Genomic DNA, 13,626 nt, shown 5'->3' with positions numbered 1-13,626 from the left:
ATAGTACTTCCGGTGGAAACTCGAAAGAATGTTTTGCTTTTATCCGGCAACAATTTTCTCGTAAATAATCTGAAATTTCATGGACACAGGGTTACAACCGAGACAACTGAATACCTATACTGCGAGCCAATTTACGCCTGCAACATCGCTCACGGCTGGTCAATATTGAACAGTTTTAAAAGATTCAGATTGCTGAAAGTAGCGGAGTCGTGACCGCAACTACCATAGACGGAATTGAGTGGCATGGTCTTGTCGGCCATCCATTGGAATCCAAGGTGACCTATTCTGGATTGTAAACCCAAGCCTCCCCTTGGATAGAGAGAACACGATAAAAATCAAGAAAACCGATTGAAATATCACCCTCCCCAGAGTAAGCTTCCCCCAGCCCATCGCAACGACGATACATACGCCAAACCCTACCCCGACATCAGGCGAGTTTTACGAAGCGGAGAGGTGCGAGAGTGGCCGAATCGGGCAGTCTCGAAAACTGCTGTCCTGGCAACGGGACCGTGGGTTCGATCCCCACCCTCTCCGCCAAAACACACGGGTGCAGACCGCCGGCCTTATCGTCTAAGGCCGGCGGATCAGGACCTCAATCAGCTTTTCCCTGTGCCTTTTCCTGCAACGCTCGTCTCAGTTCGACCATCGCCAAGGTATCTCGCTCGCAATACCGCAGCAGACTTTCCTCAATCGTCGCCCGCTCGATCCAATCGGTTTCGACAAAGACCATGCGGTAGTACTGACTGGCGGCATGCCCTCCCTCTTTGATCGCCAAATCGTCATAGGCAAGTGCAGGTACCATCGCCGGCAGCACCGACTTGATGGAGTACGACCCGCCGAACGATGGATGGTAGTAATGATCTCGTATGATCGGGAAGAGGTCCCAGAGCCTGGCAATGATGCGAGACAAGGCAGGTTTGAGAGACGGAATAGCCACAGAGAGTTGTTCCAGGATGGACCGTTCGTAGGGTGAATACACGCAGATACTTCCCTTCTCCCCCAGAGACTCCAGCAAGGATTCGACCAGTACCTTCCGAGGATCGCTGACATCCTTGTGGAGAAACTCCTCGTGGCGTAACTCACCGGTTTTCTGTTCAATGTGATTCGACCACTGAACCGGAAGAGCTTGATAGGGTCTCGTTTCAGTAAACCGGGGCACCGCCATCATGACCGTCTCGAAATCGAGGTGATGCACGGGATACTTCACCGCCTGTAGCATGGTGCCGAGTTTCGCAGATACCCACTCGACATTCTCTTTCACGCGGCGCTGAACCGGCGACAATTTCGTACCGGCAGGAATCTCATCGATCGTCGTCACGCCCTGTTGCGTCAACTGACCGACCACCTGCTTCGATCCCGGCAAGTAATGAATCCACCGATCCGGCTTGTCTTTGGTGCAATGGTCCCAGAAGGGGCAATCGTAGGGTGTATGACAATGCCGATCCGGCTCAATCGCAGGGGCGTGAGGCTGGAGCAACATACGAGTCATTTCAGCCAACCGACCCGGCACCTCAGCCCTGCGTTGCGCGACCGCCTCGGATAGATCCTCAATCGCAAACAGCGCTGTCAGATCGATAGCCCCCTCACGATAGAGATAACCTGTATTGATATGCATGAGACCGACAGAGGCGAGCATCAGCCCTGCACCGACGATTACTTCGCTTTGCACCGCGAGATCTTCGAGATGGATATCTTTGACCCTGGTGGAAGACTTGACCTCGATCAGACGCCAACCACAGGGCTGTCCCTCTTCGGCTGGAATACGCTCCAGCACATCTGCACGAATTAAGACCCCGGCATGCAAAAATGCCGCTTCGAAAATGGCCGGCACCGCGGGATCCTGAATCAGGGCCGCCGTCTGCGCCAGCGCAGCCTCGCTCTGGCGATAGCCAGCTGTGACCAACACACCGCCTGGGAAGCGGCTCCTGGCCAACTCTCCGACTTCTGTGCCCATCTCAAACATCGCCTGAGTCGCCGCATCCGGCTTCGTCGCCAGATAAGGCTGGTGAATTTCGAGATACAGCCGCTTATGACATTGAAGGCCGGACAGAAATTTCGACTTCGACAGGCGCGGAGCCTTCGAAGAAGAAGCTGGTACGGGATCGTTCAGTTCATTCATCGTATGTGACCCTAATCGGACGGGCACGCATTTGTCCAGCAGGCAGAATATTCAACCAGCATCAGTCGCAGGCTGTTCAGAACGGCCGAGCAGCAAGGCCGCAGTCGGTGAATGCACCGGAGGTCTACCCTCGGGGTACGTTGAGGATGCGTTCGAGGCGAGAACGAAGCTGGCGGCCTTTCTCAACAGCCTGCTAGGATGGCCACACATGGCATCCCGCATCGCACAAATCAGAAAGTCCGTCCTGACCCTTGCATTACCGGTCACGGTCAGCAGCCTGCTCCAACGGACCGAGGGCATCGCCGCCGTCTTCCTCGTAGGCGGACTCGGTGCCACATCCATTGCCGCAGTTGGGCTTGGCCAACTACTGGCCTTCATGTCCACCACGCTCGTCTCAGGACTATCGGTAGGCGCCAACGTCCTTATCGCGCAACTATCGGGGGCTCGCCGCACCAAAGACGTCGGGGAAGCTGCCACCCACCTCCTCGGACTGGCCGCCATCGTCTCTTGCGCCCTCGTGGTACTCGGATTGTCCTTGAATCGTCTCACCATGGAACTCTTGGGCGCAGAGCACCATGTAATCGCATTGGCCCTTCCCTACTCGAATCTGATCTTCCTGGTCATTCCCTGTACGATCTTCCTGCAAGTCCTCTCCTCGATCATGCAAGGTACCGGGAATACCAAGACTCCGATGTATGCTTTGATCGCCGTGAATCTTCTCTATTTGTCGATTGCCTATCCGCTGATCTATGGACTCTGGGGCTTCCCTGCCTGGGGCCTCACCGGAGCAGCCCTGGCCACCGGTCTTGCAGAAGGAACCGGCGTGCTCTATCTCCTTTGGGCCAATCGAACAGTCTTCAGGAAGTCGCTCAAGCCACGATATGATCTCCTGCGCTCCACCTGGCAGATCGGCGCACCGGTTTCCGGCGAACGGATGTTTCAACAGGCAGGGATTATCCTCTATACCAAGATCGTGCTGCTCTACGGAACCGTAACCTACGCAGCCCATCAAGTGGGCCTGTCGATCGAGTCCCTCTCGTTCCTGCCTGGATACGGTTTCGCGATCGCCGCGGCCACGATGGTGGGACAGAGTATCGGCGCAGGAAAATATGTCCGGGCCAAACTTGAAAACTGGGAGGCGAACCGGTTAGCCACCATCGCGATGGCTTCGATGGGCGTCTTATTCTTCTTCTTTCCCTACGTGCTACTCCGCGCATTTACGAATGACGAAGCGGTGGTCGAACTCGGAACTGTTTTCCTCCGCATCGTCGCCATCCTCCAAGTGCCGCTCGCCCTCACCATGGTCCTGGCAGGGTCGCTACGTGGAGCGGGCGATACCAGGTTCATCATGTGGGCAACCACGATCGGCATGTGGGGAATCCGCGTACCACTGGCAGTCATCGCAGGCCCCTGGCTCGCGCTGGATGTACTCTATGTCTGGAGCGCGATGATTGCAGATTGGACGGTCAGAATGGGGCTACTACTCTGGCGCTACAGATCGGAACGATGGAAGGCGATTCGGGTCTTTCGATGAAAATATCATCAGCAATTCGTCCGGACTGATGGCCGCGTATCTGTGCCGGTTCCGATCGTGACTTCGATCCGCGCGACCCCCTTCACATTGGCACACAGATCTCCCAGCCCGGGAGTCACCAAGCGATAGGGCCCGCCTTTCGATTCCGACAGTGCCTCTCCATCTACTTCGTACAGCAGAATCCCCCATTCCAAGGCTTGCGCGAGCGTGAGACAGGCTGAATATTTTCCGTCTGCCGAATACACCGTGACGTGATCGGCCTTGATCGCCAAGGCCGGCACATCCAGCAAGGCTTTCAGGCGAATCCCCTTGCCTTTCATGTTGGGCATCACCGTCGAAATATCGAGCTGCTGTTCCGCCGGCAAGGCCGCGATCGCCGCACGATCCAGCGAGACAGGCTGCACCACCGCCCCGTCGATCCGCACGATACCTGGACCGGTCTTTTCCTTTTCCGTAATCGTCTTGATCATCGCCGTCAGCGCTTCATTGACCGGTGTCGGGATGCCGAACTCACGTCCCTTTTGCACAATGTACCCGTTCAAGTAATCGATTTCGGTCGGACGTCCGGCCTTCCAATCGTCATACATGGAGGTATGGATGTCGCGAATCTCCTGCGTCCAACGCACGACTTTCTCGGCCATATCCGGCGACAGCGGCACCTTGACCGAGGCGGCAACGGCTGAGACTTCCTCGACAATCTGATGAATGACGCGAAGCATCTCCGGATGCTCCAGGGTCTTCGCCACTTTATCATCGACAATGACCGTGAGCGGATTGAAGACACAGTTCCAGCACATCTTCTCCCACTTGCTCTTCCGCACGTCCTCTGTGAGTTGACAGGGAATCCCCGCCTGCTTAAACAAATCCGCGATAGCCAACAGACGAGGACTCTGATGTCCCATCATCTCGCCGATGGCCACAGCCCCCTTCTTATAATGATCGATGACGCCGGGTGACGCGATCTTGGAATAGATGAAGGCCACGCCACCAATGACGCAATCCCGTTGAAGGCGCGCCACGATGCGATCTTCCGTGTCGACTCCGTTCTGGAGGGTCAGGATGACGGTCTGATTGGTCAGGACCGGTTCGATTTGTGTCAGCACCTCGTCCAGATCGTAGGATTTGACGGAGAGGATGATCAGGTCTGGCTTCGGCAGCTCTCGCAGATCTGAAGCGGCTGGAGGATGCACGGTAAAGGTGCCCTTGGCACTCCGGATCGTGAGGCCATTCTGCTTCACGGCTGCGAGCGTCTTGGGCCGCAGCAGGAAGGACACATTAGGATTATTTTTCGCCAGATGCGCCCCGAAAAACCCGCCCACCGACCCGGCACCGACCATCAGGATATTTTTCATAACAATACTCCTCCAACAAGTCGCCTACTATAGCAGGGCACCAAACTAGGGTAACATAGTCCACCATGAGCCTTGTAGAAGCACGTTCACGCATTGCCTCCGCGCGAGCCATCACGATCCTGACCGGCGCGGGTATTTCAGCCGACAGCGGCGTGCCGACGTTTCGCGGGGCCGACGGCCTATGGCACAACTTTCGCGCAGAAGACCTGGCGACGCCCGAGGCCTTTGAGCGAGATTCGCGACTGGTCTGGGAATGGTACAACTGGCGGCGGGAGATCCTCGCCACGAAGCGACCGAATGAGGCGCACCATGCCCTGGTGCGTCTGGAAGAACGTGCAAATAATTTCCACCTCATTACGCAAAACGTCGACGGGCTCCATCGGCTGGCAGGCTCACGAAATTTATCAGAACTACACGGCGACATCTGGAAGGTCCGCTGCACCTCCTGCCGAGTAGTCACCGACAATCGAGAGGTCCCCCTCGCGCTCCTTCCCCACTGCCACACCTGTGGCGGGTTGCTCCGGCCACACATCGTCTGGTTCGGAGAAGCACTCGATGAGCAGGTCCTGGCCAATAGTTTCCAGACCGTGGAATCCTGCGACGTGATGATCATTGTAGGAACATCAGGACTCGTCTACCCGGCTGCCATGCTGACGCCGGCAGCCAAGGCCAATCATGCGTTCGTGATCGAGATCAACCTTGACCCCACTCCCCATTCATCTGTTGTGAGCCTCTCACTCCAAGGAAGGGCGAAAGATATCGTTCCCTTACTCCTGTAGCAGGGAGTTCAGAACCTGCGCGCCCCTTGTGCGCCGGCAGCCCCCCCTGCTATAGGTGAGGAAACTTTCACCTTCGCGGCACACCCAATATGGAACGTCTTCGCATCGCATCGCTCCAATACTTCATCAGACCCGTCCAAACCTTCGATCAATTTCGCGACCAGGTGCAGGCCCTCGTGGAAACGGCGGCCGATTATAAAGCCCAGCTCCTGGTCTTTCCCGAGTACTTCACCGTCCAACTCCTCACGTTAGGCAATGTGAAGCGCCCCATTCGTGAGCAGGTCAGAGATCTGGCCCATCAAGCCGACCGCTTCAGCACACTCATGGCAGAGCTGGCCAAACAGCATGGCTTATACATCGTGGCCGGCACGATTCCCGTAATGGAAGAGGATTCAGACCTGGTGTACAACGAAAGCTTCTTCTTTTCTCCCACCGGCGCGCGCGGGGTCCAGGGGAAACTCCACATGACCCGTTTCGAGAAAGACGAATGGAAGGTGTCGCCCCGCTCGAAGTTTCGCATTTTTGAAACCGACTTCGGACGGGTCGCGATCACTATCTGCTACGACGTCGAGTTTCCTGAAATTGCCAGAGCAGCGGGACGGGAAGGAGCCCATATTCTCGTCGTTCCCAGTTGCACCGACGACCGCCAAGGGTTTCTCCGAGTGCGCTATTGCGCACAAGCCAGAGCCATCGAAAACCAGATGTACGTGGTGCAGTCCTCAACCGTCGGATCGCTCCCCATGGTGCCGGCCGTGAGCCTCAATTATGGCCAAGCATCAATTTTGACTCCGAGCGACTTCGCCTTCTCGCGGGACGGCATCCTGGCAGAAGGGATTCCCAACCAGGAAAGTATGGTGATTGGCGATATCAATCTGACCACCATTCTCCAAGCTCGGTCTCACGGCACCGTCCTGCCCTTACTCGACAGCCATCAAACCAGTGAGATCGTCCGGCAGACCGAAGTCGTTCCCCTCGTATGACTATGACGCCCCCCAGATCCAACATTCTCGTCCGCAATACGCAGCCTGAAGATTTCCCGGCGATTATCGAGCTCTCGAAGGCCGTGTACTCCTTCCCTCCCCACTGGAACGAAACCCTCCTGGCTTCCCACCTTGAGGTCTTCCCTGAAGGCCAGTTTGTCGCGATCGATTCGTCCTCGAAAAAACTTGTAGGGATGGCGGCCAGCTTGATCATCCGATGGGATGACTATAATTTTTGCGGATCATGGAAGGATTTCACAGCCAGAGGCATGCTCACCAACCATGACCCAGGGCGGGGACGAACACTCTACGGAGCAGAGGTCATGGTCTCGCCTGACGTTCAGCGGGGAGGAATCGGCTCTGCTCTCTACGCCGCCAGACGCCGCCTCATCGAAGACCTGAAGCTGCCACGCATTCGCGCTGGCGCTCGGTTACGAGGCTATTACCGCTATGCCGACCGGATGAGCGCTGAAGACTATGCGGTCAAGGTCATCCGAGGGGAACTGGAAGGCATGACGTTGGCCTTTCAACTGAAGCAGGGATTTCGTGTCTTAGCCGTAGTCGCGGACTATCTTCCAGGCGATCCGGAAAGCCTCGGGTATGGCGCGGTCATCGAATGGATCAACAAACAGATTGCGACCCCGTTAGATTATGGAGATCGCGATCCGAAATTCGACCCGCTCATGCCTCTCTAGCTTTCCGCCCCTACGAAAACCGACTGATCGATACCGTACAGTCTCGAATCGATTATTCTGCCGACGCACCCCCTTGCAGCAGAAGGGGCAACTCCGACAACGTAGCAATACGTAACGCACCGGCAGGCAGCACATTCGACGCCCGCGACTCGCGATCGAGGAGGATCCCCGTCAACCCCGCTTTGATGGCCCCCTCCACATCATCCCTCACACTATCTCCTATATGAATCGCTTCATCTGGATCAGCGGCATGTTTGTCCAAGGCAAGCTCAAAGATCTTTGACGCCGGCTTCGCAGCCCGCGCTAGGCTAGATATCGTCACGGTGTCGAAGAGACGGTCGATGCCGAGCCCCCGTATTACGGGAAAGAGGCGAGAGTCGAAATTGGATATGATCCCCAGCTCAAACCCCTCTTCACGCAGTTTGGTCAGTACCGCATGCGTTTCAGGAAACAAGATCCAAGACCGAGGATCCTCAAACGCCTGAAAGACCTGCTCGAAAAATTCATCGAATCGCTCGAACATCCCCACGCGATAAAACACGTTGTGGACGATGTCGAACCACCAGAGCCGCTCGCATTGTTTTAACTTGAGGGGGTCCGTGACCGCAAAAATAGGCGGTGCTGCATCATGGAAGGCGCGCTGAAAGGCCTGTCCGATCGATATCAGGGAGTCGGGTTTCTGTCGAAACCCATACTGAAGCGCATGCTGCAAGTAAATGTCCGCCACCGAGCCGTTAATATGAAAGAGTGTCTCGGCTGCATCAAAAAAAATGACGTGGATGGGGGTCTTCATGGGGGATACCGGTCCTCTTCGTATCGAATTAAAATTAGTCCAAGCCTTCGAAGTCGCAACAGGTACCGATCATGCGATTTCTTGACAAAGAATACCCTCACTGCTAGCTTCGAGATAGTTCAATAACATTGGAGGGTTAGGTGGCTTCTACCATCTTTATCGTCGACAGTAGCCCCGCTGTCCGTCGGTTGGTCGAGCAGATTTCCACGCCGGAAGGCTGTGATGTCGTGGGATTCCAGGATGCCCCCACCGCCTTAGAAGCGGCACGCCGAATGAGCCCCCACCTCATCATTGCCGACTATCATTTAGAGAACATGACATTTTCTGGGTTCTGCAAGGAAATCTACAAGCTGGATAACTTGGCAGAAACCTCTATTGTCTCCCTGATCAGCCAATCAGACCGCATCGATGAAACCCACTTACGTTCATTGGGTGTGAAGCTGTTCCTCAAGAAACCCTTTCAGTCAGAAGACCTCATCGAGGTGATCAAAGATCTGGAAACACAACAGGCATCCAGGACGAATGGAACAAAGAAGAAATCGCGTTCCTGGCCGCCGGTTTCAAGCGCGACAGACTCGGATGATGAGGACGAATTCAACGATGACAGCGCAACCGAAGAAGAAGAACAGGTGATCGCACCCCACCCTCAACCGAAAGAACCCCCTGTGACCACAACCACTGCCGCGCAGGCTTCGATACCCGAACCTGAAGAGGCGATGAAGGGCCTCTTCGGTCAACTTCTTCAGTCTATGTCAGAACGCACGGAAAAAAACATTGCCGACCTGCTTCCCCAGATGGTGGGAAAAGATCTGGCCACTCTCGTGGCCAAGGCCGTGGAGACAGAGGTACAACGCAACATAGGTGCGGCGCTCACGGAAGAGCGGTTGACAGAAGTGCTTGAGCCGATGCTCGTCACGGCACTCCCGAAGATCCTCTCACGGGAAATGGCCCTGCTCGAACCTACCATTCGACAAAGCATTTTCGATATCGCGAGCCCCCTGATCAAGGACCGCATCGATCAACTCGTCCTGGAACAAACCAACACCGTGCGTACCCTCTTGCCCGATATGGTTCGAGAACAAATCGGGTCGATCGAGGAACTCCTGAAGAAGGAAATCCAACAGGCTGCCGCCAAGCAGACTGCCGGAATGGTCGAAGCACTTGTTCTGACAACGGCTCACGAACAGGTGGAAGAGGCTGTTCAGCGTCTGGTCCCCGGCCTGGCTGAAGTGCAGATCAAAACAGAGATCGAACGCCTCACACAAGCCGCATAGGCCCTTCGCCCCCGGTCCGACTTATCCCTTCTTGACCTTCTTGCCTCGTTTGGCTGTCGCCAGAGCCTTCACACGCGCCATGCTCTTCAGATGTTTTTTTCTGGTCTTGCGGTCTTTTTCACGGCCTGTGGCCATAGTCTCTCCAAATCGTCAAAAGTGGAAGCGGAACGAATCCTTCGCCCTCGCCTTGTGCGAGTCTGTATAACATACGGCTCGGCACCCCTCAAGCTATCAGTGCACCCATCATTCCTTGAGAGGGCACCGTTCGCATGTTAAGATGCGCCTCATTTTACGAAAAATGCTGAAAAGTCCGCCAGTCCCGCCCCTCTCGTGCGGCGATTGTGCCAATTGAGTTCATCCACAGCCTAGTAGGACATCGTGACTGAATGAGCACCCCCCAACTCGACAAAATTTATGATCCCAAGGCGGTCGAAGCGCGCTGGTATGAGGTCTGGACCAAACAAGGCTATTTCCACGCCTCGCCGACCCATCCAGGACAGCCGTACTCCATCGTCATTCCACCACCCAATGTCACCGGCTCACTCCACGTCGGCCATGCCCTGAATCACTCCATCCAAGACATCCTGGTACGCTGGCGACGGATGCAGGGCCGTAATGTGCTCTGGCTACCCGGCACCGACCATGCCGGCATTGCCACGCAAAACGTCGTGGAAAAGCAACTCATGACCGAAGGCGCTTCGCGGGAATCTCTGGGACGGGAACGTTTCATCGAGCGCGTCTGGCAATGGAAAGCCACCTCCGGAGATACCATTATCCGTCAACAAAAACGGCTGGGTGAGTCCTGCGACTGGGAGCGCCTTCGTTTTACGATGGACGAAGGACTCTCGAAGGCCGTGCTCGAAGTATTCGTCCGGTTGCATCAGGAGGGACTGATCTATCGGGGAGAACGGCTGATCAACTGGTGCCCTCGCTGCCTGACCGCCCTCTCCGACATCGAAGTCGAGCACGAAGATATCAAAGGCAAACTGTACTCGATTGAATACCAACTGGACCAGGATCCGACGATTCGTCTCACCGTCGCCACGACCAGACCTGAAACCCTGTTTGGCGACACTGCCGTGGCCGTGCATCCTGAAGATCCCCGGTACAATCGCCTGATCGGGCAACGAGTCAGGCTCCCCCTCACCAATCGCACGATTCCCATCGTCGGCGATGCGATCCTCGTCGACCGCGAGTTCGGCACCGGGGCAGTAAAGATTACGCCGGCACACGACTTCAACGACTTTGAAGCGGGCGAACGGCATGCATTGCCGAGACTTCCCATCTTCGACTATCAGGCCTTGCTCGATCGACAAGGGCTGATCGCTGCCGGAGTCGAACCGAGCGTCATCGACGCCATCGCAACTCTTCCCGCCATTAAAGCCCGGGCCAAGACTGAGCAACTGCTGAAAGACCGTGAACTTCTCACGAAAGTCGACGACCACAAGATGGCCATTGGAAAATGTTACCGCTGCAAGACGGTGGTCGAGCCGTACCTGTCGCCGCAATGGTTCGTAAAGGTCAAACCGCTCGCCGAGCCGGCCATCCAGGCCGTGGTGGACGGCCGCATTCGCCTCCTCCCGGAAGGCTGGACGAACAACTACCTCGGCTGGATGAGGGAGATCAAAGACTGGTGCATCTCTCGCCAGATCTGGTGGGGACACCAGATCCCCGCCTGGTATTGTCGGGCATGCAACAAGGACTTAATCGTTGAAGGAGCTGCTGCGACAACTTCAGCCACGCTTGCCCCACGACTGACGATCCTTCAAGGCGCCACACCGATTGTCGGAAAATCTGCTCCCTCGGCCTGCCCGACATGTGGAGGCCTTGAGTTCATCCGCGACCCCGACGTCCTCGACACCTGGTTCTCATCGGCCCTCTGGCCCTTCTCGACCCTGGGATGGCCCGAACAAACGGTGGAGCTCAAAACCTACTACCCGACCTCAACGCTCGTAACCGGACTCGACATACTCTTCTTCTGGGTCGCCCGCATGATCATGATGGGTCTGAAATTCATGGGCGATGTGCCCTTCCGGGATGTCTATATCCATGCGCTCGTGCGAGATGCCGAAGGGCAGAAGATGAGCAAGTCGAAAGGCAATGTGATCGATCCACTCCATGTGATGGAGCAATTCGGCACCGACGCGCTCCGCTTCACTCTGGCCGCAATGGCCTCGCCTGGTCGCGACATCAAGCTGGCAGAAGAACGCATTGAAGGCTATCGCAACTTTGCCAACAAGATCTGGAATGCCGCTCGTTTCAGCCTCATGAATCTGGATGGACCACGAACGGCTAACTCACCGACAGAACGTACCTTCCCCGACCGCTGGATTTTGAGTCGCCTCAATCAGACGATCCAGCTTGTGACATCAGAGTTAGAAGCCTATCGGTTCGATCGCGCGGCCAATGCGCTGTACCAATTCATCTGGCACGAGTACTGCGACTGGTACCTCGAACTGATCAAACCGACATTGCAAAACCCGGCGAGCCCAGACGCCCCAGGGACCAGACAAACACTCGTCGACACGCTCGAAACCACGATGAGGCTCCTGCACCCGTTCATGCCCTTTCTGACGGAAGAGATTTGGCAGACGCTTCCACACCAGGGTGAGAGCATCGTCGTTCAGCAGTACCCCACCTCGGAAGCGACCTGGATTGCGCCGGAAATGGATCGCCGGTTTACGTTGCTCGAACAGACCATCGGTCTGGTCCGCTCGTCCCGCATGCTCTTGAACTATCCACCGGGACAACAGATTACGTTCTATGTCGCGCACGACGAACCGACGCGTCAGGGACAGCTGGATCAACTCCGGAGCTACCTCGCCCATCTCGGCCGCGGCACGGTCGATCTGACACCGACCACGACCTGGCCGACCGACAATCTGCTCCGGCTCATCACCGAGGGCTTATCCGTCGGCATCGTGGTGGCAGGCGACGTGGATCTCAACAAAGCGCTGGACCGTCTGCTCAAGCAACAATCAGAGCAGACGAAGGAGATGGATCGCCTGGAAGGAAAACTGCGCAATCAGGAATTTACCGCCAAGGCTCCACCGGACGTGATTACCGATCACCAGGATCGCCTGGCAAGCCTGCGCCGGGATCAAACCATGCTCGCCAACAGCGAGCAGCAGTTGCGTGCCATGCTGGGAACCTAAACGATGATCAAGGCTCCAGTTGCCGACATCCACCGCGCCGTCAGGCTGGCGCTCCAGGAAGACCTCCCGCAGGGCGACGTCACAACTGCCGTCCTCTTTCCTTCTCCGGTCCCGGCGCGCGCACGCATCGTCGCGCAGCAATCACTGGTGGTTGCAGGCCTCGCCGCAGCCATTCATGTTTTTCGCTCCATCGACCCGACACTCATCCTCTCCATCCATCGCCAGGATGGGGAACGGGCAGAGGATGGAGACTGTCTCCTCCAGATCGAAGGCGATGGACGATCCATCCTCACGGCGGAACGAGTCGCCTTAAACTTTCTCCAACACCTCTCAGGCATCGCCACCCTGACAAGCCAATTTTGCGATGCCGTTCGCGGATACCCCGTCACCATTTTAGACACGAGAAAGACCACCCCTGGGTTACGTGTGCTTCAGAAATGGGCAGTCCTCCTCGGCGGAGGCACGAATCACCGCCCGTCCCTGAGCGACGGCATCCTCATCAAGGACAATCATCTGGCGCTTCTAAGCCGCACGACCATGCCCATCAAAACTGCCTGCCGCAAGGCCAACGCCAAAGCCCCCAGCGGCATGACCGTTATTGTGGAAGTTGAATCCTTGGCGGAGGTGAAACAGGCCCTCGCAGAGCAAGTCGATATCATCCTGCTGGATAACATGACCCCGGCCATGGTGCGTCGCGCCGTCAATCTGATCAAAGGCCATGCACTCGTGGAAGTATCAGGCGGAATCACGTTGAGCAATGTGCGGGCGATGGCGGAATCCGGCCCGGATCGCATCTCCATCGGCGCCCTCACCCATTCGGCTCCCGCCGCAACGCTCAGCCTGGAACTCGAACCATCTCGCCTGCTCCGCAAATCTACCAGGTCAGAAAAAACCCATGTTGCCTCACGAAGGCGCTGAGGGGCCGCACATGCACAGCAACAAGAA

Annotated in this window: 10 protein-coding genes and 1 tRNA gene; 8 read left to right on the top strand and 3 right to left on the bottom strand. The window is 56.5% G+C overall.

The genetic code is table 11. The annotated features are described in order from the left end of the window. Window positions 1-447: 447 nt before the first annotated feature. A tRNA-Ser gene (locus Q8N00_17075) sits at window positions 448-537 on the top strand. 55 nt (window positions 538-592) lie between these two features. Here the strand turns inward: Q8N00_17075 and Q8N00_17070 are convergent. After that, window positions 593-2,119, bottom strand: a complete 1,527-nt coding sequence (locus tag Q8N00_17070; protein MDP2384496.1) for a DUF2779 domain-containing protein — start codon at window positions 2,117-2,119, stop codon at window positions 593-595. A gap of 208 nt (window positions 2,120-2,327) precedes the next feature. On the opposite strand from Q8N00_17070, the gene Q8N00_17065 reads away from it, so the two are divergent. Further along, complete coding sequence (locus Q8N00_17065; protein MDP2384495.1) at window positions 2,328-3,653, top strand: MATE family efflux transporter; 1,326 nt, start codon at window positions 2,328-2,330, stop codon at window positions 3,651-3,653. An 8-nt stretch (window positions 3,654-3,661) separates the two neighbouring features. Here Q8N00_17065 and Q8N00_17060 read toward each other — a convergent pair whose 3' ends face one another. Continuing rightward, window positions 3,662-5,005, bottom strand: coding sequence for a 2-dehydropantoate 2-reductase (locus Q8N00_17060; protein MDP2384494.1), 1,344 nt, complete (start codon window positions 5,003-5,005; stop codon window positions 3,662-3,664). Window positions 5,006-5,070: 65 nt separating this feature from the next. Between Q8N00_17060 and Q8N00_17055 the strand changes: the two genes are divergently transcribed. The 3 genes from Q8N00_17055 (at window position 5,071) to Q8N00_17045 (ending at window position 7,459) form a co-directional block, all read left to right on the top strand. Next, entirely contained in the window at window positions 5,071-5,784 is a 714-nt protein-coding gene (locus Q8N00_17055; GenBank protein ID MDP2384493.1) for an NAD-dependent deacylase, read from the top strand. Between the two features lie 89 nt (window positions 5,785-5,873). Then, complete coding sequence (locus tag Q8N00_17050) at window positions 5,874-6,764, top strand: carbon-nitrogen hydrolase family protein (protein ID MDP2384492.1); 891 nt, start codon at window positions 5,874-5,876, stop codon at window positions 6,762-6,764. Further along, window positions 6,761-7,459: a GNAT family N-acetyltransferase gene (locus Q8N00_17045; protein ID MDP2384491.1), complete on the top strand. Its 699-nt coding sequence runs from the start codon at window positions 6,761-6,763 to the stop codon at window positions 7,457-7,459. The genes Q8N00_17050 and Q8N00_17045 overlap by 4 nt, the downstream gene beginning before the upstream one ends. Window positions 7,460-7,511: 52 nt before the next feature. Here the strand turns inward: Q8N00_17045 and Q8N00_17040 are convergent, their stop codons facing one another. Continuing rightward, the gene (locus tag Q8N00_17040) at window positions 7,512-8,252 is read right to left on the bottom strand and encodes an HAD-IA family hydrolase (GenBank protein ID MDP2384490.1); all 741 of its coding nucleotides are present in this window, start codon (window positions 8,250-8,252) and stop codon (window positions 7,512-7,514) included. 140 nt (window positions 8,253-8,392) lie between these two features. Between Q8N00_17040 and Q8N00_17035 the strand changes: the two genes are divergently transcribed. The 3 genes from Q8N00_17035 to nadC all read left to right on the top strand — a co-directional run bounded on the left by Q8N00_17035 (window position 8,393) and on the right by nadC (window position 13,599). Beyond that, window positions 8,393-9,526: a response regulator gene (locus Q8N00_17035; GenBank protein MDP2384489.1), complete on the top strand. Its 1,134-nt coding sequence runs from the start codon at window positions 8,393-8,395 to the stop codon at window positions 9,524-9,526. Between the two features lie 386 nt (window positions 9,527-9,912). Continuing rightward, window positions 9,913-12,681, top strand: a complete 2,769-nt coding sequence (locus tag Q8N00_17030) for a valine--tRNA ligase (GenBank protein ID MDP2384488.1) — start codon at window positions 9,913-9,915, stop codon at window positions 12,679-12,681. Window positions 12,682-12,684: 3 nt separating this feature from the next. Then, complete coding sequence (gene nadC, locus Q8N00_17025; GenBank protein ID MDP2384487.1) at window positions 12,685-13,599, top strand: carboxylating nicotinate-nucleotide diphosphorylase; 915 nt, start codon at window positions 12,685-12,687, stop codon at window positions 13,597-13,599. Window positions 13,600-13,626 lie beyond the last annotated feature (27 nt).

The organism is Nitrospirota bacterium (assembly GCA_030684575.1).
GTDB lineage: Bacteria > Nitrospirota > Nitrospiria > Nitrospirales > Nitrospiraceae > Palsa-1315.
The sequence above is the reverse complement of the archived record's forward strand: the minus strand, read 5'-3'. Positions and strand labels throughout refer to the sequence as shown.

Coding starts and splice junctions, on each gene's coding strand:
- Q8N00_17070 (MDP2384496.1), bottom strand. CDS start 2,119: ATGAATGAACTGAACGATCCCGTACCAGCTTCTTCTTCGAAGGCTCCG.
- Q8N00_17050 (MDP2384492.1), top strand. CDS start 5,874: ATGGAACGTCTTCGCATCGCATCGCTCCAATACTTCATCAGACCCGTC.
- nadC (MDP2384487.1), top strand. CDS start 12,685: ATGATCAAGGCTCCAGTTGCCGACATCCACCGCGCCGTCAGGCTGGCG.
- Q8N00_17060 (MDP2384494.1), bottom strand. CDS start 5,005: ATGAAAAATATCCTGATGGTCGGTGCCGGGTCGGTGGGCGGGTTTTTC.
- Q8N00_17030 (MDP2384488.1), top strand. CDS start 9,913: ATGAGCACCCCCCAACTCGACAAAATTTATGATCCCAAGGCGGTCGAA.
- Q8N00_17055 (MDP2384493.1), top strand. CDS start 5,071: ATGAGCCTTGTAGAAGCACGTTCACGCATTGCCTCCGCGCGAGCCATC.
- Q8N00_17040 (MDP2384490.1), bottom strand. CDS start 8,252: ATGAAGACCCCCATCCACGTCATTTTTTTTGATGCAGCCGAGACACTC.
- Q8N00_17045 (MDP2384491.1), top strand. CDS start 6,761: ATGACTATGACGCCCCCCAGATCCAACATTCTCGTCCGCAATACGCAG.
- Q8N00_17065 (MDP2384495.1), top strand. CDS start 2,328: ATGGCATCCCGCATCGCACAAATCAGAAAGTCCGTCCTGACCCTTGCA.